Raw genomic sequence first — 18,057 nt, 5'->3', positions numbered from 1 at the left:
GCACGACGTGCGTGTGGTCAGCCCAGGTCCGCGCGCCCGGCCCGGCGCCGCCGGGCCCAGAACCAGGTGCCGGCGCCGGCCCCGACCAGCCCGGCCGCGGTGAGCCCCAGCGGCAGCGCGGCGGACCCGGTGCTGGCCAGCGGGCCGTCCGCGCCCTGGTCGCCGCCACTGCCGGAACCGGCCGTGCCGCCCCCGCCGGTCGCACCGTCCCCACCGGTCGTGCTCGTCCCGGCCGTCGCGGTCGGCGTCGGCGACGCACCGCCGTCACCGGCCGAGCCGCCGCCGAAGGTCACGGGAACCCGGACCGTCTGGCTCTGGTCACCACCCCGGGTGTGGTCGTTGCGGGTGATGACGGCACACCGCACGCCGGCCTTCGTGCAGTCGGTGTTGGCATCCTTGGCCCGCACCTTGAGCCGCACGCTGAAGGTGCCGTCGTGCCCGCTGCCGCCGTACGGCTTCGCCAGCCCCTCCCCGTACGAGGGCGGGTCGGAGGAGATCCACGCCGACGCCCCGGACTCGCCGGACATGTCGACGCCGCCGACGCAGGGCGTGGGCGTCCTGCCGGGGCCGTTGTCCACGCAGAAGGCGACGTAGATGCCCTTCTCCGTGTTGTAGCCGGAGCCGGTGACGGTCACGGTCTCGCCCGCCGGGTTCAGGCCGGAGGACTGGGAGACGGTGAGTTTCTGCCCCTCGGGGCCGGTCGCCGAGCCGCCGGCGGCGACGGCCGGAGCGGCGACCGCGGGCAGCAGGACCGCCGCGCCCGCGCAACCGAGGAACAGCCCAACTCCCTTGCGGTGCAGGCCACTTGCCCACGCCATGGAACACCCCCACCAGAAGAAACTAAGGGAAGGCTAACCTAAACTACTCTCGACGGTGTGTCAGGAGAGAGGACAGGAAACCCATGAGCGCATCCCGCAGACGCCTCGCCGCACTGGGCCTGACGCTCGCGCTGCTCACGGGCGCCTGCGGCGGGGGCGGGAGCGCGCCGGACGGTTCCGGCCCGTCGGCCGACTCCGCGAGCGCCCGCGCCGCGGCCGCCGGGAAGCAGCTCGCGAGGAACACGATCACGCCCCTCGCCGGAGCGGCACCCACCCCGAAGCTGCCGGTGACCGTCGACTCCTCCGACGGACGGAAGGTCACCGTGGAGGACGCCTCCCGCATCCTGCCGCTCAACGGCGGCGTGGCCGAGATCGTGTTCACCCTGGGGCTGGGCGACCGCGTCGTCGGCCGCGACATCACCGCCACGTTCGCGGAGGCGGGGAAACTCCCCCAGGTCACCAAGGCGCACGACGTGAGCGCCGAGAGCGTGCTGTCCCTGCGGCCGTCCGTGGTGCTCGCCGACACCGACACCGGCCCCAAGGAGGCGCTGGAGCAGATCCGGGGCGCCGGCGTCCCGGTCGTCGTCCTCGACCCGGCGACGAAGCTGTCCGACGTCACCACGCGCACGACCCGCGTCGCCGAGGCCCTCGGCGTCCCGGACGCGGGCCGGGCGCTCAACCGGCGGATGAACGGCGAACTCGCCGCCGCCCGCGCCGCCGTGCCCGAGGGCAGCAGGCCCAAGGTCGCTTTCCTCTACCTGCGCGGCAGCGCGGCCGTCTACCTGATCGGCGGCAGGGGCTCCGGCGCCGACTCGCTGATCGAGGCCGCGGGCGCGGTGGACGCGGGCACCGCCGCCGGGCTCGACAAGCCGTTCACGCCCATCACCACCGAGGCCCTGGCGGCGGCCCGGCCGGACGTCATCCTGATGATGTCCAAGGGCCTGGAGTCCGTCGGCGGCATCGACGGCCTCGTGAAGATCCCCGGCATCGCCCAGACCCCGGCCGGCCTGAACCGCCGCGTCGTCGCCGTGGAGGACGGCGTGCTGCTGGGCTACGGCCCGCGCACGCCGCTGGTCATCGACGTCCTGGTGGACCGCATCCACGCCCGGTGAAGCGGCCTAGGAGAACCGGTACGCCTCCACCTCGGCCAGATACCGGGCCCGCAGCTCCTCGTCGTCCTCCAGGAACGAGGCGAGGAAGGAGTTGCGGGCCAGTTCCCGCAGCCGCTCCTCGCCCAGGCCGAGGGTGTCGCGCACGGCGTCGAAGTTGTCGCCGGCGTAGCCGCCGAAGTAGGCCGGGTCGTCGGAGTTGACCGTGCACATCAGGCCGGCGTCCAGCATCGCGGGCAGCGGGTGGTCGGCGAGCGTGTCGACGGTCCGCAGCCGGACGTTGGACAGCGGGCACAGCGTCAGCGGCACGCGGTCGCGCACCAGCCGCTCCACCAGCGCCGGGTCCTCCACGCAGCGCAGGCCGTGGTCGACCCGCTCGACGCCGAGCACGTCCAGCGCCTCGGTGATGTACTCCGGCGGGCCCTCCTCGCCCGCGTGGGCGACCCGCCGCAGGCCGAGCGCGGCGGCGGCCTCGTAGACCTCGCGGAACTTCACCGGCGGGTGCCCGACCTCGGCCGAGTCGAGGCCGACGCCGGTGATCCGGTCCAGATACGGCTTGGCGGCGTCCAGGGTCGCCAGGGCCGACTCGGCGGACTCGTCCCGCAGGAAGCACAGGATCAGCCGGGTCGAGACGCCGTGGTTCGCCTCGCTGCTGCCCAGCGCGCGCCACAGCCCCTCGACGACCGTGCCGAGCTCCAGCCCGCGGCTGGTGTGCGCCTGCGGGTCGAAGAAGATCTCCGCGTGCCGCACGCCCTGCGCCGCGGCCCGGGCGAGATAGGCGTTCGCCAGGTCCTCGAAGTCCCGCTCGGTGCGCAGGACGGCCATGAGCTCGTAGTACAGGTTCAGAAACGACTGGAGGTCCTCGAACCGGTACGCCTCGCGCAGCTCGTCCGTGTCCGCGTACGGCAGCGTGACGCCGTTGCGCGCGACGAGCTCGAAGGCCAGTTCCGGTTCCAGGGTGCCTTCGATATGAAGGTGCAGTTCGGCTTTGGGGAGGGACATCAATTCATCGTACGGCCGTATCACCGACGCTTCGGAACCGGCACCCTCAGTAGATCGTGCGCCACGGTCAGCTCACCGTCGTACCCGGCGGCCCGCGCCTGCCGCTCGAACTCGTCGGGGTCGGTGTAGCGCTGGCTGAAGTGGGTGAGCACGAGGTGCCGCACCCCGCCGTCCCGGGCCACCCGCGCGGCCTGACCCGCTGTCAGGTGCCCGTGCTCGACCGCGAGTTCCTCGTCCTCGTCGAGGAAGGTCGACTCGATGACGAGCAGGTCACAGCCCTCGGCCAGCGCGTACACCCCGTCGCACAGCCGGGTGTCCATGACGAACGCGAACCGCTGCCCGCGCCGCACCTCGCTGACGGCTTCGAGCGGGACCCCGCCGAGCGAGCCCTCGCGCTGGATCCGGCCGATGTCCGGGCCCTTGATGCCGTGCGCGGCGAGCCGCTCGGGCAGCATGCGGCGGCCGTCGGGCTCGACGAGCCGGTAGCCGTACGACTCCACCGGGTGGGACAGTTTCCGCGCCTGAAGCGTGTAGCCGTCCGTACGGGCGAGGGGCCCGTCGGCGGCCACCGGGGCCTCGGTGATCCCGACGGTCTCGCGGTAGGCGGTGGCGTACCGGAGCCGGTCGAAGAAGCGCTGCCCGGAGCGGGGGTAGTGGGCGGTGATCTCGTGCGGGACCTGGTCGAGGTTGATGCGCTGGATCACGCCGGCGAGGCCGAGGGAGTGGTCGCCGTGGAAGTGCGTGACGCAGATCCGGTTCAGGTCGTGCGCGGCGACCCCGGCGCGCAGCATCTGGCGCTGCGTGCCCTCGCCGGGGTCGAACAGGATGCCCTCGCCGTCCCAGCGCAGCAGGTAGCCGTTGTGGTTGCGGTGCCGGGTGGGGACCTGGCTGGCGGTGCCGAGGACCACGAGTTCGCGTACGGACAAGGCGGCTATCCCGGGGGCCATTCGAGGCCGCGGCCGCCGAGCACGTGGCCGTGCACGTGCCAGACGGTCTGGCCGGCGCCGCTGCCGGTGTTGAAGACGAGGCGGTAGCTGTCGAGCTTCTCGTCGTCCGCGACGGCCTGGGCCTCGCGCAGGACGTCCGCGGTGAGGGCGGGGTCGGCTGCGGCGAGGGCGGCGGCGTTCTCGTAGTGCGCCTTGGGGATGACCAGGACGTGGGTGGGGGCCTGGGGGTTGATGTCGCGGAAGGCGACGGTGGTGTCCGTCTGGCGGATGATCGTCGCCGGGATGGTGCCTGCGACGATCTTGCAGAACAGGCAGTCTTCCTGGGGCTCCCCTGCCATTTTTCCTCCGGGGGTTGGCCGAAATCGGTCCGACTTGGGCATCGTATCGTCGTCTTGTGCGGGTGCGTTGTGGCTGGTCGCGCCCACGCGGCGGAGCCGCACATCGACACAGCCCCGCGCCCCTTAAGAGGTCGGCAGCGCCGGTGGCGTCTTGGCAGGTGCTGTCTCCAGCGATTCGAGCGCGATACGGATCGCCTCGTCCAGCTGAGGGTCCCTGCCCGCCGCGTAATCCTGGGGGCGCTGCACGACCTCCACGTCGGGATCCACCCCGTGGTTCTCCACCCCCCACCCATAGCCCTCCAGCCAGAACGCGTACTTCGGCTGGGTGACCAGGGTGCCGTCGATCAGGCGGTAGCGGCTGTCGATGCCGATGACGCCGCCCCAGGTGCGGGTGCCGACCACCGGGCCGATGCCGAGGGCCTTGATCGCCGCGTTGACGATGTCGCCGTCGGAGCCGGAGAACTCGTTGGCGACGGCGACGACCGGGCCCCGGGGCGCGTCGCGCGGGTAGCTCTCGGCGCGCATGCCGCGGGGCAGGTCCCAGCCGACGACGCGGCGGGCCAGCTTCTCCACGACCAGCTGGGAGGTGTGGCCGCCGCGGTTCTCGCGGACGTCGACGACCAGGCCCTCGCGGGCGACCTCGACGCGCAGGTCGCGGTGGATCTGGGCCCAGCCGGGCGCCTGCATGTCGGGGACGTGCAGGTAGCCGAGGCGGCCGCCGGACTTCTCGTGGACGTAGGCGCGGCGGTCGGCGACCCAGGCGTGGTAGCGCAGGGGCTCCTCGTCGGCGACCGGGACGACGACGGCGTGCCGTGGGTCGCCGCCGCCGGACGGGGAGATGGTCAGCTCCACCGGCTTGCCCGCCGTGCCGATCAGGAGCGGGCCGGGGCCGGCGACCGGGTCGACGGGCTGTCCCGCGACCGCGACGATGGCGTCCCCGGGGCGCACGGCGACGCCGGGCGCGGCCAGCGGGCTGCGGGCGTCCGGGTCGGAGGTCTCGGAGGGCAGGATGCGGTCGACGCGCCAGCTGCCGTCCTCGTGGCGGGAGATGTCGGCGCCGAGCAGGCCCTGGCGGGGGCCGCCGCCGTGGCCGCCGCGCGGGGTGACGTAGGCGTGGGAGGTGCCGAGTTCGCCCTGGACCTCCCACAGCAGGTCGACGAGGTCGTCGTGGGTGGCGCACCGGTCCACGACCGGGCGGTAGCGGTCGAGGACGCCGTCCCAGTCGACGCCGCTCATGTCCGGCCGCCAGAAGTGGTCCCGCATGATGCGGCCGTTCTCGTCGAACATCTGCCGCCACTCGGCGGCCGGGTCGACGAACTGGCGGACGCGGCCGAGGTCGACGGTGATGTTGGTGTCGCTGTCGTCGTCGTTCGAGGCGCGCCGGTCGCTGGGGACGACCTTCAGCCGCCCGTCGGTCCACAGCAGCACCCGCTTGCCGTCGCCGCTGACCTCGAAGTGGTCGGCGTCGACGGCGAGGTGCTCGACGCGCTGCTGGGCGAGGTCGTAGCGCTCCAGCTCGGACTTGGGGTCGGGGTCGTCCGGGGTGGCCCGGGACGCGCCGAGCACGCCCGCGACCGGGTGGCGCAGCCACAGCACCCCGTCCTTGGCGGCGCGCAGGTTGGAGTAGCGGGCGGCCTCGACCGGGAAGGGCACGATGCGGTCGGCGAGGCCCTCCAGGTCGATCCGGGTGGTGGGGGTGCCCTCGCTGTCGGGGGTCTCCTCCCGGTCGGGCGTCTCGAAGGACCGGCCGTGCCGCTGCGGCCCGAACGGGGACGGGGTGGTCGCCGCGAGCGTGATGAGGTGCGGCCGGGCGCCCTCGACGAAGGCCAGGTCGAAGACGTGCTCGTCGTAGACCGGGTCGAAGGAGCGGGTCGACAGGAACGCGAGGTGCTTGCCGTCGGCCGTGAACGCGGGCGCGTAGTCCTGGAAGCGCAGCGGGGTCGCCTCGGTGACCGACAGGTCGGTGGTGTTGGCGAGCCTCAGCTGGCACAGGGGCCGCGGGCCGGGGTGGGACCAGGCGAGCCAGGACGAGTCGGGCGAGAAGACGAGCCCCGACACATCGCCGTCCTCGCTGCGGTCCACCTCGCGCACCTCGCCGGTCTCCCGCTCTACGAGCAGCAGGCGCCCGTCGTGGGAGGCCACGGCCGCGCGGCTGCCGTCGGGGGCCATGGCGAGGTCCAGCACGCGGCCGAGCTGCCCGGCGGCGAGCCGGCGCGGCGTCGCACCGGGGGCGAGGCCGGTGGCGGGCGCGAACTCCAGGGCGTCGTCGCCCTCGGCGTCCGTCACCCACACCGCCCACTCCTCGCCGTCCGCGCGGAAGGCGCGCGGCAGCCGGGCCCGTACGCCGGGCGTCGCGGCCAGCGCGCGGGCCGGGCCGGAGCGGTGGGTGACCCAGTGGACGGAGCCGCGTACGCAGACGGCGCTGCCGCGCGCGGTGTGGTCCGGGGACGCCGACCCGAACCACCGGGCGGCGTTCACCGGGAACGGCTGGAGATCGACGCGCTGCCCGCCCAGCCGCACGTCGAGCCGGCGCGGCTCGGCCCCGTCCAGGTCGTCCAGGATCCACAGTTCACCGGCGCTGGAGTAGACGACGCGGGTGCCGTCGGTCGCGGCGTGCCGGGCGTAGAAGCCGTCGAGGGGGGTGTGCCGGCGCAGGTCGGAGCCGTCGGCGAGGGAGGAGTAGAGCGCGCCGGTGCCCTCGTGGTCGGAGAGGAACGCGATGCGCTCCCCCACCCACAGCGGGTACTCGATGTTGCCGTCGAGGTCCTCGTGCAGCCGTACGAACTCGCCGTCGTCCTCGGGGTCGATCCACAACTTGCCCGCCGTACCGCCCCGGTACCGCTTCCACCAGGCCGCCTCGCGCCCCATCGGCGCGGACAGCAGCACCGTGTGCGGGCCGTAGGCGATGTCGCCGACGGGGCCGTACGGCAGGGTGGCGGCCGGGCCGCCGTCGAGCGGGACGGCACGCGCCCAGGTGCGGCGCAGGCTCGCCTGCCCCTGGGTGCTGATCGCCAGTACCTCGCCGTCGGGGGTCCAGCCGCGCACCTGGGTCTTCGAACTGCCCCAGTACGTCAGCCGCTTGGCGGGGCCTCCGTCGACCGGGGCGATGTGCACCTCGGGGGCGCCGTCCCGGGTGGAGGTCCAGGCGACGGTGGTGCCGTCCGGGGAGATACGGGGCTGGGTCACCGGCACGTTGTCGGCGCTGACCCGCCAGGCACGGCCGCCGTCGAGCGGGGCGAGCCACACGTCGTCCTCGGCGGTGAAGGCGACCAGGTCGCCGTGCACGTGCGGGAACCGGAGATAAGCAGGCGATGCGGACTGTGTCACCCGATCACCCTATGCAGGGACGGCGCGCCGCGGACAGGGTTCGGATCACTTGCCGTTCGCCCCTCGCGTACGTCACTTGCCCTCGACGGGACGGCAGTCGGGGTACCGGTCGCACCAGATGGTCTGCGTGACGGTCACGGTGACGGTGGGCCCGGGCTGCCCGCCCGTGGGACCGCCGCCCACGGGTGGCGGGCTGGTGGCGTCGCAGTCGCCGAGTCCGTCGACCTCGAACCAGACCTTGCCGTCGACCTTGGCGGTGATGTTCCCGCGCACGCAGGCGCCGTTCACGGCGTGGGTGACCTTGCCGTCGACGGTGATCTTCTTGCCGTCCTTCGTCTCGCCCTGGCAGTCGACGGTGGCGACGGTCTTCTCACTCGCCGAGGGCGACGGTGTCGACTTGTTTCCGTCGTCGCCGTAGGAGGCGGTGCAACTGAGCCAGCGCACGCCTGCCTTCTGCCGGTCGAGCTCCTTGGTCACGGTCTCGTCGGTGGTGTACGCGACGGCCGCGGAGCTGATGCCGCTGCCCGGCTCGCACGCGACGGCACCGCCCACGGCGACGACCCCGAACACCGCCGCGACAGCCACCCGCCGGCCGCGCGGCCCCCGCCAGATCCTCCTGTACGCCCCCATGAAGGGGAGCCTGCCACTGACGGGGGCGGCGCGGTAGGGCGCAAAGGCGTCAACCGCGCAGCAGCAGCCACTCCTGGAGCTCCACCAAGTTCCCCTCCGGGTCCTTGAGATGGGCGACCCGCATGCGGTCGGTCAGGCGAACCGGCCCGTGCAGGACCGTGGCGCCGCGGAGCGTGATCTCCTCGCAGTACGCGTCCAGCGCGTCCACCCGCAGCACGACGAGGGACCGGTGCCCGGTCGCCGTCTCCCCCACCTCGTCGAGCACCTCGGCCATCATCGACCGATCCTGCAACGCGATCCCCGCGGAACCGACCGCGGGGCTGAACTTCTCGTACGGCCCCTCGGCCGACCCCGACTGCGGCTTGAGGCCGAGGACATCGCCGTAGAAGCGGTAACACGCGGCGAAGTCGGTGACGAGCAGACGTACTTGGGCGAGTTCCACGGTTCCTCCAAGGGGGGTCAGGACCAGCGGCCGGTGCGAGCCAGGAGCACGGCGGCGGCCGCGGTCCCGGCGGTCGATGTGCGCAGCACACTGCGCCCTAGGCGGTACGCCTGCGCCCCCGCCTCCTCGAACAGCGCCAGCTCCTCCGGCGCCACGCCCCCCTCGGGCCCCACGACCAGCACGATCTCGCCGGACGACGGCAGTTCGGCCGTGGCCAGCGGCGCGTCGCCGCTCTCGTGCAGGACGGCGGCGAACTCCGCGCCCGCCAGCAGCGCCGCGACCTGCTTGGTCGTGGCCGCCTCCGCGACCTCGGGGAACCGCACCCGGCGCGACTGCTTGCCCGCCTCCCGGGCCGTGGCCCGCCACTTGCCCAGCGCCTTCGCCCCGCGTTCGCCCTTCCACTGCGTGATGCAGCGCGCCGCCGCCCAGGGCACGATCGCGTCGACGCCGACCTCGGTCATCGTCTCGACGGCCAGCTCCCCCCGGTCGCCCTTGGGCAGCGCCTGTACGACGGTGACCCGGGGCTGCTCCGGCGGCTCCTCGCCCACCGAGTCCAGCCGGACGATCAGCCGGTCCTTGCCCTCGGTGTCGAGCACCACGCACTCCGCCCAGCGCCCGGCCCCGTCCGTGAGGACGACGTCCTCGCCGGGCCGCAGCCGCTTCACGGAGACGGCGTGCCGCCCTTCCGGGCCGTCGAGGACGTACCGGCCGCCCTCGCCCGCGTCGAGGTGCTCGACCACGAACACCGGCGCGGTCATCGGACGCCTCCACCCGACAACGCTGTCCTGGCGGCGGCGAGTTCACCGGCCAGCACCTCCACCAGCTGCCCGGCGGGCAGCTCCCGCGCCATCCGGTGGCCCTGCCCGGCCCACAGCGCCATGCCCTGCGCGTCACCCGCCTGGGCGGCGGCCTTGCGCAGCGGCGAGGTGAGGTGGTGGATCTCGGGGTAGGCGGCGGGCGCGTACGGGCCGTGCTCGCGCAGGAACCGGTTGACGAGGCCGCGCGCCGGCCGGCCGGAGAAGGCCCGGGTCAACTCCGTACGCACGAACAGGGGGTTGGTCAGCGCCTGCTTGTGCAGGGCGTTCGCGCCGGACTCGTGCGTGGCGAGGAACGCCGTGCCGAGCTGGGCCGCGCTCGCGCCCGCCGCAAGCACCGCGGCGATCTGGCCGCCGCGCATGATGCCGCCGGCGGCGATGATCGGGATGTTGACGGCCTCCCTGATCTGGGCGACCAGCGACAGCAGGCCGATCCCGGAGCCGTCCGTCTCGGGGACGTCCCGGTGGGTGCCCTGGTGGCCGCCGGCCTCGATGCCCTGCGCGATCACCGCGTCCGCGCCCGCCCGCTCGACGGCCCGGGCCTCGTCGGGGGTGGTGGCGGTGACCAGGACGAAGGTGCCGACGCGGTGCAGGGCGTCGACGACCTCGCGGCTCGGCGCGCCGAAGTGGAACGACACGACGGGCACGGGGTTGTCGCGCAGCACCACGAGCTTGGCCTCGTAGCCGTCGTCGCGGCCGCTCTCGGGATCGCCGAGCTCGGCCTCGTACCAGGTGGCCTCGCCGGCCAGCTGGTGGGCGTAGACGTCGACGGCGGCGGGGTCGGCGTACTCCGGCTGCGGCATGAAGACGTTGACGCCGAAGGGCCTGCCGGTGAGGCTCCGCAGCTGCTTGATCTCCTGGTACATCCCGTCGGCGGTCTTGTACCCGGCGGCGAGGAACCCGAGCCCGCCCGCCTCGCACACGGCGGCGGCGAGCTGCGGCACGGAGACGCCGCCCGCCATGGGGGCCTGCACGATCGGGAGGGGGAAGAGATCGGTCAGCGCGGAGGACATGACCGCATGTTGTCACGTCCTCCGAACAACTCCGAAACCGGCCTGCCGTGTGGCATAGACCAGAGGAACAAGCCCTCTCCCGCCGCCCGGGGGACTCCCGTCAGCGCCCGTTGAAGGCATCCTTCAACCGCGAGAACAACCCCTGCTGCCCCGGCTGGAACTGTCCCTGCGGCCGTTCCTCTCCGCGCAGCTTGGCCAGCTCGCGCAGGAGGCGTTCCTGTTCGGGGTCGAGCTTGGTCGGGGTCTGGACCTCGACGTGGACGATGAGGTCGCCGCGTCCGCCGCCGCGCAGGTGCGTGACGCCCCGGCCGTGCAGCGGGATCGACTGGCCGGACTGGGTGCCCGGGCGGATGTCGACCTCCTCCAGGCCGTCCAGCGTCTCCAGCGGCACCTTCGTGCCGAGGGCCGCCGCCGTCATCGGGAGCGTGACCGTGCAGTGCAGGTCGTCGCCGCGCCGCTGGAACATGGGGTGCGGCAGCTCGTGGATCTCGACGTAGAGGTCACCGGCCGGACCGCCACCGGGCCCGACCTCGCCCTCGCCGGCCAGCTGGATGCGCGTGCCGTTGTCGACACCGGCCGGGATCTTGACCGTGAGCGTGCGCCGGGAGCGGACTCGGCCGTCACCCGCGCACTCCGGGCACGGAGTGGGGACGACCGTGCCGAAGCCCTGGCACTGCGGGCACGGCCGGGACGTCATGACCTGGCCCAGGAAGGACCGGGTGACCTGCGAGACCTCACCGCGGCCGCGGCACATGTCACATGTCTGGGCGGAGGTGCCGGGGGCCGCGCCCTCGCCGTTGCAGGTGTTGCAGACGACGGCCGTGTCGACCTGGATGTCCTTCGTCGTGCCGAAGGCCGCCTCGTCGAGCTCCACCTCGATGCGGATCATCGCGTCCTGGCCACGGCGGGTGCGCGAGCGCGGTCCGCGCTGCGACGCCGTGCCGAAGAACGCGTCCATGATGTCCGAGAAGTTCCCGAAGCCACCGGCTCCGAAGCCGCCCGCGCCGCCGCCTCCGGCCTGCGAGAGCGGGTCGCCGCCGAGGTCGTAGACCTGCTTCTTCTGCGGGTCCGACAGCACCTCGTAGGCGGCGTTGATCTCCTTGAACCGCTCCTGGGTCTTCGGATCGGGGTTGACGTCCGGATGCAGCTCGCGGGCGAGCCGCCGGAAGGCCTTCTTGATCTCTTCCTGCGACGCGTCGCGGCGCACGCCGAGTACGGCGTAGTAGTCCGTGGCCACTACGACTCCGCCAGGATCTGTCCGACGTACCGTGCCACTGCGCGTACCGCTCCCATCGTTCCCGGGTAGTCCATGCGGGTCGGTCCGACCACGCCGAGCTTGGCGACTGCCTCGCCGCCCGAACCGTAGCCGACCGACACGACGGACGTGGAGTTGAGTCCTTCGTGGGCGTTCTCGTGACCGATACGGACGGTCACGCCCGGATCCTTCGCCTCGCCGAGCAGCTTGAGGAGCACGACCTGCTCCTCCAGCGCCTCCAGCACCGGCCGGATCGTGAGGGGGAAGTCATGACCGAAGCGGGTCAGATTGGCGGTGCCGCCGATCATCAGCCGCTCCTCGTTCTCCTCGACGAGCGTCTCCAGAAGCGTGGAGAGCACCGTGGAGACCGTACCCCGATCCTCGTGCTCGAACGCCTCCGGGAGGTCCTCCACCAGACTCGGCACATCCGCGAAACGGCGGTTCGCCACCCGGCTGTTGAGCCGCGCGCGCAGATCCGCGAGCGAGGCCTCGCCGAAGGGCGCCGGGCAGTCGACCACCCGCTGCTCGACCCGCCCGGTGTCCGTGATCAGCACGAGCATCACGCGCGCGGGCGCCAGGGAGAGCAGCTCCACGTGCCGCACGGTCGACCGGGTCAGCGACGGGTACTGCACGACGGCGACCTGGCGCGTGAGCTGCGCGAGCAGCCGTACCGTACGCGCCACGACGTCGTCGAGGTCGACGGCGCCCTCGAGGAAGTTCTGGATCGCGCGCCGCTCGGGCGCGGTCATCGGCTTGACGCCGGCGAGCTTGTCCACGAACAGCCGGTAGCCCTTGTCGGTGGGGATGCGCCCGGCGCTGGTGTGCGGCTGGGCGATGTATCCCTCGTCCTCCAGGGCGGCCATGTCGTTGCGGACGGTCGCCGGGGAGACGCCGAGGTTGTGCCGCTCGGTGAGGGCCTTGGAGCCCACCGGCTCCTCGGTGCCGACGTAGTCCTGGACGATGGCGCGCAGCACCTGAAGCCTGCGTTCACTGAGCATCGCGCACACCTCCAGAAGTCTCCGCCTGCTGCCCTGCCGGTCGCGGTCTGGCACTCTGCGCATGCGAGTGCCAGCATTCCCCGGCCCAGTGTACGGCGGTGGGGTACACCCCCGGCAAGGCTGGTCGTGCGGCGCCGTGCCCCGGGCGGGGCGCACGGCTAGCGTCGCCGTATGACGGTGACTTGGGAAGAGCTGGGGTGGGAGCGCTTGGCCGCCGGGGTGGGGCGGTGCCGGCTTCCGGTGTGGGACTGCACGGCGGGGCTGGTCGCCGGTGCGGACGCGGTCCTGATGATCGACGCGGGGTCGAGCCCGGCCGAGGGCGCGCGGTTGCACGAGCAGGCGCAGTCGCTCACCGGCCACCGTGTGACACATCTCGCGCTGACCCATCCCCACTTCGACCATGTCTTCGGGGTCGCGGCGTTCCCGGGCGCGGAGATCTTCGGCGCGGTGGGCGTGGACGCGGTGCTGACGCGCGTGCGGGACCGCCAGGAGCTGCGCGCGGACGCGGTACGCAACGGCCTGGCGGAGACCGTCGCGCGGGAGTCGGCGGACCGGCTGGTCCCGCCCCGCCACCTGGTGTCCGGCGAGTGGACCCTGGACCTGGGCGGCGGGCGCCAGGTGCTGCTGGCGAACGTCGGCCCGGGGCACACCGCGCACGACCTGGCCGTGCTGGTGCCCGGCGACCCGGAGGTCGTCTTCTGCGGCGACCTGGTCGAGGAGTCCGGCGAGCCCCAGGCGGGCCCCGACGCCGTGCCGTCGCACTGGCCGGCCGCCCTGGACCGCCTGCTCGGCCTGGGCGGCGAGGACGCGCTGTACGTACCCGGTCACGGAGCGGTGGTGGACGCGGCGTTCGTCCGGGCCCAGCGGGACGCGCTGGCGACCCGTTTCGGCGTGTCTCCGTGACCGCCCACCGGCTTCTCCTATCGTCATGCGAATGCGCCAGTACTCTCCGGACCTGACCCCGCCGTGGAAGAAGCCCCAGCCGGTCCCCGAGGTCCCGGCGGAACCGGGCCTGGTGGTCGAGGAGCCCGGCACCGGCTTCTGCGGGGCGGTGATCCGCTGCGAGGCGGGCACGGTGACGCTGGAGGACCGCTTCGGCAAGCACCGCGTGTTCCCGATGGAGCCGCGCGGGTTCCTGCTGGAGGGCAAGGTGGTGACGCTGGTCCGCCCCGCGCCGGGCAGCCCCGCGCGCCCCACCCGTACGGCCTCCGGCTCGGTCGCCGTCCCCGGCGCACGCGCGCGCGTGGCCCGCGCCGGCCGCATCTACGTCGAGGGCCGGCACGACGCCGAGCTGGTCGAGAAGGTGTGGGGTGACGACCTGCGCATCGAGGGCGTGGTCGTGGAGTACCTGGAGGGCGTGGACGACCTCCCGTCGATCGTCGACTCCTTCTCCCCCGGCCCCGACGCCCGGCTCGGCGTCCTGGTCGACCACCTCGTACCGGGCTCCAAGGAGTGGCGCATCGCCCAGTCGGTGACGAGCGACCACGCGCTGGTGGTGGGCCACCCGTACATCGACATCTGGGAGGCGGTGAAGCCGGCGTCCCTCGGCATCGAGGCGTGGCCTTCGGTGCCGCGCGGGCAGGACTGGAAGACGGGGGTGTGCCGGGCGCTGGGGTGGCCGGAGAACACGGGCGCGGCGTGGCAGCGGATCCTGTCCGGGGTGCGGTCGTACAAGGACCTGGAGCCGGAGTTGCTGGGTTGTGTGGAGCGTCTCATCGACCACGTGACCGTGCCCTGACGTTTGCCGAGTCGTTCACACATCGGGCCTGGTGGTCTGCTCTCCGCCACCGCGGAGGTGGTCCCTCGATCAGTTCGTCGACGCTGCCGAGCAGCTCGTGCTCCCCGCCGCAGCGGGGGTCGGCCCTTCAGTCCACCAGGTCCCGCACCACCGCATCCGCCAGCAGCCGCCCCCGGAGGGTGAGCACCGCGCGCCCCTCCTCGTACGGCGTCTCCTGGAGGAGACCGTCCGACAGGGCGCGGCGGGCGGCGGCGAGGCCCTGGTCCCGCAGCAGTGACAGCGGAGCTCCCTCCCGCAGCCGAAGCTCCAGCAGAATCCGCTCGACCCGCCGGTCCTCCTCCGACAGCACCTCACGCCCGGCCCCGGGCGAACGACCGGCCGCCAGCGCAGCCGCATACGCGCCCGGATGCTTCACGTTCCACCACCGCACCCCGCCCACATGACTGTGCGCACCGGGCCCGGCCCCCCACCAGTCGGCCCCCCGCCAGTACAGCTCGTTGTGCAGGCACCGCCCCGCCTCCGAGGTCGCCCAGTTCGACACCTCGTACCACTCGAACCCCGCGCCCGAGAGAACCTCGTCCGCGATCAGATACCGGTCGGCGTGGACGTCGTCGTCGGTCATCGGCACCTCGCCCCGCCGGATCCGGCGCGCCAGCTGCGTCCCCTCCTCCACGATCAGGGCGTACGCGCTGACATGGTCCGGCCCGGCCCCCAGCACGGCGTCCAGCGACGCCCGCCAGTCGTCGTCGGACTCCCCCGGCGTGCCGTAGATCAGGTCGAGGTTCACGTGCTCGAACCCGGCCGCCCTGGCCTCCGCGACACACGCCTCGGGCCGGCCGGGCGTATGCGTACGGTCCAGCACCTTCAGCACGTGCTGCCGCGCGCTCTGCATCCCGAACGAGATGCGGTTGAAGCCCCCCTCGCGCAGGGCCGCCAGATACGCCGGATCCACCGACTCCGGGTTCGCCTCCGTCGTGACCTCGGCGTCCGCCGCGAGCCCGAACTCGTCCCGGACGGCCTGCAGCATCCGCACGAGATCCCCGGCGGCCAGCAGCGTCGGCGTACCCCCGCCGACGAACACCGTACGGACGGGACGCGGATCGTCCCCCAGGACCTTGCGGGCCAGGCGGATCTCGTCGACGAGCGTCTCGGCGTAGTTGTCGCGGGAGGCGAGCACGCCGCCGGTGCCGCGCAGCTCGGTCGCCGTGTACGTGTTGAAGTCGCAGTAGCCGCAGCGGGTCGCGCAGTAGGGAACGTGCAGGTAGAACCCGAGCGGGCGGTCGGCGGCCCCGGCTAGGGCGGACGCGGGCAGCGCGCCGTCCTCGGGGACCGGCTCGCCGTCGGGGAGTGCGGAAGGCATGCCTTCCATTGTCCAGCACCCGGGCGGTGACTCCGCCTGGAGCAGTGATCACTCCGCCTGGAGCACCAGCAGCGCCAGATCGTCCGCCGGCGGCCGCGCCCCGAACTCGTGCACCAGCCGCTTGATCCGCTCGGCTATCAGCTCGGCGTCCAGCCCTACGCAGCCCGCGAGCGCCGCCGCGAGTCCGTCCCCGTCGTCGAACTGGCGGGACCCGGAGCGGCGCTCGGTCACGCCGTCGGTGACGCACAGCAGCGTGTCGCCGGAGCGCAGCTCGAAGGTCTCGCTGGTGTACGTGGCGTCCTCGACGACGCCCAGGAGGGTCTGCGGCTGCGCGCAGGCGTGGACCTCGCCGCCCGCCCCGAGCAGCAGGGGCAGCGGGTGCCCGGCGGAGGCGACGGTGCAGCGGAGGCCGCCGTCGAAGGGGACCAGCTCGCCGTACAACAGGGACAGGAAGCGCGTCTGGGGGCCGTCGCCGGGCGGGGTCGGGCGGGCGCCCGCCGCCACCAGTGCCCGGGCCGCCGCGTCGGCGGCCTCCGTGGCGTCGTCGAGCAGGAGCTGGTTGAGGCGGTCGAGGACGTCGGCGACCCGGTAGCCCTCGCGGGCCAGCAGCCGCAGCCAGGGCCGGGCCAGGCCGATGACGACGGCGGCCTCGGGCCCCTTGCCCTGGACGTCGCCGACGGCGAAGCACCAGCGGCCGTCGCCGGCCGGGAACAGGTCGTAGAAGTCGCCGCTGGGCCCGCCCTTGTCGCACGGCTCGTAGACGAGGGCGCTGCGCACCCCGGGGATCTCGGCCACGGCACCGGGCAGCAGCCCGCGCTGGAGGACGGCGCTGATGGTGGCCTGGCGGGCGTACTGGCGGGCCGCGCCGATGGCGAGCGCGACGCGGCGGCTCAGGTCCTCGACGAGGCCGGTGATCTCGTCGGGGAAGCCGGCGGTCCCGGACCGTCCGATGACGAGGGTGCCCAGCGGACGTCCCCCGGCGACCAGCCGGTACGCCAGTGCCTGGCCCGGCGCACCGGGCGCGTCGCCGAGCGCCTCACCGGGCCAGGGGTAGTCGACGGGCCCGGATCCTGGAGGATCGGACGGAGGCGGCGGTTCCTTCTCCAGCGCCCACCGCAGCTCCTCGATGTGGTTCTCGCTGCCGTGCCAGACCCGGGCCAGCCGGGGCCCGCCCGCTCCGGCCCCGCCGCCCCAGCCGCCGCCGGTGGCCTCGTCCTCCAGCCAGACCGCGCACCAGTCGGCCAGCCGGGGCACGATCAGCTGCCCGGCGAGGGCGGCGACCAGGTCCTCGTCGAGCTGCCCGGCGAGCAGGTCGGAGGCCTCGGCGAGGAAGGAGAGGGCACCGCGGCCCAGCCAGACGCCGTCGGGGCCGTCCCGCCCGTCGCTGCCCTCGTGCCGGTCCCGCCAGTCCCGCAGGTCGTTCCAGTCCCGGCAGTCGCGCAGGCCGTGGTGGTCCCGGGAGTCGTGGTGGTGCTCGGAGTCGTGGTGGTGACCGACGTCAGGGTGGTCCCAGGAGTCCCCGCGGTCATACGCCCAGCCCTGGCGAGGCTCCGGCGCCAGAATCTCCGCCACCCGCAAGCCGCGCGCCAGCGCCTGCTCCCCGGCGTACGCCTCGATCTGCTCCCCTGCCGCACCCCCCACGGCGGGCAACCGCGCCCATACGGTCTTCCGCCCCGTGCGGTACGTGATCCCCCACGCCTCGGAGAGCGCGCCGACGAGCCGCAGGCCGCGCCCGTACTCGGGGGTGTCGTGCGGCGTCTCCGGCTCGCCGCCGCGCGGGGCGCGGGAGGGGTGGTGGTCGCAGACCTCGACGACGAGCGCGGCCGTGGCCTGGTCGTCGCCTTCCAGCCGGCACTCCATCTCGACGTCCGTGCCCGCGTGCACGACGGCGTTGGTGACGAGTTCGCTGACGACGAGCGCGGCGTCGTCGGCGAGGCGGTCGGTGAGGTGCTCGGCGCCGGGCAGGCCGCGCTCGGTCCACTCGGCGAGCGCCGCGCGCACCAGGGCGCGTGCGGCGCCCGGCGCGAGGGAGCTGCCGGACAGGGTCGCGCGCGCCCGCGCGCACTCCTGCGCGAGCGCCCCGACAACCGGCATGGGCGCCCCGGAAACCGGCACAAGCGCCTCGGCAGCCGGCACGGGCCCCTCGGCAACGGGCCCTTCATGAGCGGGCACGGGCATCTCCCCAGCGTGTGCAGGCGCCTCAGAGGCACGGGAAGCGGTCTCCCGTTGCGTCGGAATGGCCCCCATGGGCAGCTCCCCGGGCAG

The 18,057-nt window shown here is 73.6% G+C and carries 16 protein-coding genes; 3 read left to right on the top strand and 13 right to left on the bottom strand.

The window, feature by feature from the left end:
• Positions 1-17: 17 nt before the first annotated feature.
• A complete protein-coding gene (locus tag IE255_RS02755; RefSeq protein ID WP_190048462.1) occupies positions 18-818 on the bottom strand; it encodes a hypothetical protein in 801 nt (266 codons plus the stop codon).
• Positions 819-901: 83 nt separating this feature from the next.
• Between IE255_RS02755 and IE255_RS02750 the strand changes: the two genes are divergently transcribed.
• Entirely contained in the window at positions 902-1,930 is a 1,029-nt protein-coding gene (locus IE255_RS02750; protein ID WP_190048461.1) for a heme/hemin ABC transporter substrate-binding protein, read from the top strand.
• Between the two features lie 6 nt (positions 1,931-1,936).
• On the opposite strand, the gene IE255_RS02745 is transcribed toward IE255_RS02750, so the two are convergent.
• The 10 genes from IE255_RS02745 to hrcA all read right to left on the bottom strand — a co-directional run bounded on the left by IE255_RS02745 (position 1,937) and on the right by hrcA (position 12,694).
• On the bottom strand, positions 1,937-2,929 hold the full coding sequence (locus IE255_RS02745) for an adenosine deaminase (protein WP_190048460.1): 993 nt from the start codon (positions 2,927-2,929) through the stop codon (positions 1,937-1,939).
• 20 nt (positions 2,930-2,949) lie between these two features.
• Positions 2,950-3,855: a ribonuclease Z gene (locus IE255_RS02740; RefSeq protein ID WP_190048459.1), complete on the bottom strand. Its 906-nt coding sequence runs from the start codon at positions 3,853-3,855 to the stop codon at positions 2,950-2,952.
• Between the two features lie 5 nt (positions 3,856-3,860).
• Positions 3,861-4,214: a histidine triad nucleotide-binding protein gene (locus IE255_RS02735; protein ID WP_190048458.1), complete on the bottom strand. Its 354-nt coding sequence runs from the start codon at positions 4,212-4,214 to the stop codon at positions 3,861-3,863.
• A gap of 123 nt (positions 4,215-4,337) precedes the next feature.
• Positions 4,338-7,541: a S41 family peptidase gene (locus tag IE255_RS02730; RefSeq protein ID WP_190048457.1), complete on the bottom strand. Its 3,204-nt coding sequence runs from the start codon at positions 7,539-7,541 to the stop codon at positions 4,338-4,340.
• 72 nt (positions 7,542-7,613) lie between these two features.
• Positions 7,614-8,171, bottom strand: coding sequence for a hypothetical protein (locus IE255_RS02725; RefSeq protein ID WP_190048456.1), 558 nt, complete (start codon positions 8,169-8,171; stop codon positions 7,614-7,616).
• A gap of 49 nt (positions 8,172-8,220) precedes the next feature.
• On the bottom strand, positions 8,221-8,613 hold the full coding sequence (locus tag IE255_RS02720) for a VOC family protein (RefSeq protein WP_190048455.1): 393 nt from the start codon (positions 8,611-8,613) through the stop codon (positions 8,221-8,223).
• A gap of 17 nt (positions 8,614-8,630) precedes the next feature.
• Positions 8,631-9,371 carry a 16S rRNA (uracil(1498)-N(3))-methyltransferase gene (locus IE255_RS02715; RefSeq protein ID WP_190048454.1) on the bottom strand — a complete coding sequence of 247 codons (741 nt, stop codon included), beginning with the start codon at positions 9,369-9,371 and terminating at the stop codon, positions 8,631-8,633.
• Entirely contained in the window at positions 9,368-10,441 is a 1,074-nt protein-coding gene (locus IE255_RS02710; protein WP_190048453.1) for a nitronate monooxygenase, read from the bottom strand. The genes IE255_RS02715 and IE255_RS02710 overlap by 4 nt, the downstream gene beginning before the upstream one ends.
• 100 nt (positions 10,442-10,541) lie before the next feature.
• The gene (gene dnaJ / locus IE255_RS02705; protein ID WP_190048452.1) at positions 10,542-11,678 is read right to left on the bottom strand and encodes a molecular chaperone DnaJ; all 1,137 of its coding nucleotides are present in this window, start codon (positions 11,676-11,678) and stop codon (positions 10,542-10,544) included.
• On the bottom strand, positions 11,678-12,694 hold the full coding sequence (gene hrcA, locus IE255_RS02700) for a heat-inducible transcriptional repressor HrcA (RefSeq protein WP_031111606.1): 1,017 nt from the start codon (positions 12,692-12,694) through the stop codon (positions 11,678-11,680). The genes dnaJ and hrcA overlap by 1 nt, the downstream gene beginning before the upstream one ends.
• A 171-nt stretch (positions 12,695-12,865) precedes the next feature.
• On the opposite strand from hrcA, the gene IE255_RS02695 reads away from it, so the two are divergent.
• Together IE255_RS02695 and IE255_RS02690 are read left to right on the top strand one after the other, a co-directional pair.
• Positions 12,866-13,597 (top strand): MBL fold metallo-hydrolase, encoded by a 732-nt coding sequence (locus IE255_RS02695; protein ID WP_190048451.1) that lies wholly within the window; start codon positions 12,866-12,868, stop codon positions 13,595-13,597.
• Between the two features lie 31 nt (positions 13,598-13,628).
• Positions 13,629-14,432 (top strand): DUF3097 domain-containing protein, encoded by an 804-nt coding sequence (locus IE255_RS02690; protein WP_190048450.1) that lies wholly within the window; start codon positions 13,629-13,631, stop codon positions 14,430-14,432.
• A 127-nt stretch (positions 14,433-14,559) separates the two neighbouring features.
• Here IE255_RS02690 and hemW read toward each other — a convergent pair whose 3' ends face one another.
• Positions 14,560-15,792, bottom strand: a complete 1,233-nt coding sequence (hemW, locus tag IE255_RS02685) for a radical SAM family heme chaperone HemW (protein ID WP_190048449.1) — start codon at positions 15,790-15,792, stop codon at positions 14,560-14,562.
• Between the two features lie 48 nt (positions 15,793-15,840).
• Positions 15,841-18,039, bottom strand: a complete 2,199-nt coding sequence (locus tag IE255_RS02680; RefSeq protein ID WP_372487567.1) for a SpoIIE family protein phosphatase — start codon at positions 18,037-18,039, stop codon at positions 15,841-15,843.
• Positions 18,040-18,057: the final 18 nt, after the last annotated feature.

This window comes from Streptomyces lomondensis, assembly GCF_014651035.1.
Classification (GTDB): Bacteria; Actinomycetota; Actinomycetes; order Streptomycetales; family Streptomycetaceae; genus Streptomyces; species Streptomyces lomondensis.
The sequence above is the reverse complement of the archived record's forward strand: the minus strand, read 5'-3'. Positions and strand labels throughout refer to the sequence as shown.

Coding starts and splice junctions, on each gene's coding strand:
- IE255_RS02755 (WP_190048462.1), bottom strand. CDS start 818: ATGGCGTGGGCAAGTGGCCTGCACCGCAAGGGAGTTGGGCTGTTCCTC.
- IE255_RS02750 (WP_190048461.1), top strand. CDS start 902: ATGAGCGCATCCCGCAGACGCCTCGCCGCACTGGGCCTGACGCTCGCG.
- IE255_RS02745 (WP_190048460.1), bottom strand. CDS start 2,929: ATGTCCCTCCCCAAAGCCGAACTGCACCTTCATATCGAAGGCACCCTG.
- IE255_RS02735 (WP_190048458.1), bottom strand. CDS start 4,214: ATGGCAGGGGAGCCCCAGGAAGACTGCCTGTTCTGCAAGATCGTCGCA.
- IE255_RS02725 (WP_190048456.1), bottom strand. CDS start 8,171: ATGGGGGCGTACAGGAGGATCTGGCGGGGGCCGCGCGGCCGGCGGGTG.
- IE255_RS02715 (WP_190048454.1), bottom strand. CDS start 9,371: ATGACCGCGCCGGTGTTCGTGGTCGAGCACCTCGACGCGGGCGAGGGC.
- IE255_RS02710 (WP_190048453.1), bottom strand. CDS start 10,441: ATGTCCTCCGCGCTGACCGATCTCTTCCCCCTCCCGATCGTGCAGGCC.
- hrcA (WP_031111606.1), bottom strand. CDS start 12,694: ATGCTCAGTGAACGCAGGCTTCAGGTGCTGCGCGCCATCGTCCAGGAC.
- IE255_RS02695 (WP_190048451.1), top strand. CDS start 12,866: ATGACGGTGACTTGGGAAGAGCTGGGGTGGGAGCGCTTGGCCGCCGGG.
- IE255_RS02690 (WP_190048450.1), top strand. CDS start 13,629: ATGCGCCAGTACTCTCCGGACCTGACCCCGCCGTGGAAGAAGCCCCAG.
- hemW (WP_190048449.1), bottom strand. CDS start 15,792: ATGCCTTCCGCACTCCCCGACGGCGAGCCGGTCCCCGAGGACGGCGCG.
- IE255_RS02680 (WP_372487567.1), bottom strand. CDS start 18,039: ATGGGGGCCATTCCGACGCAACGGGAGACCGCTTCCCGTGCCTCTGAG.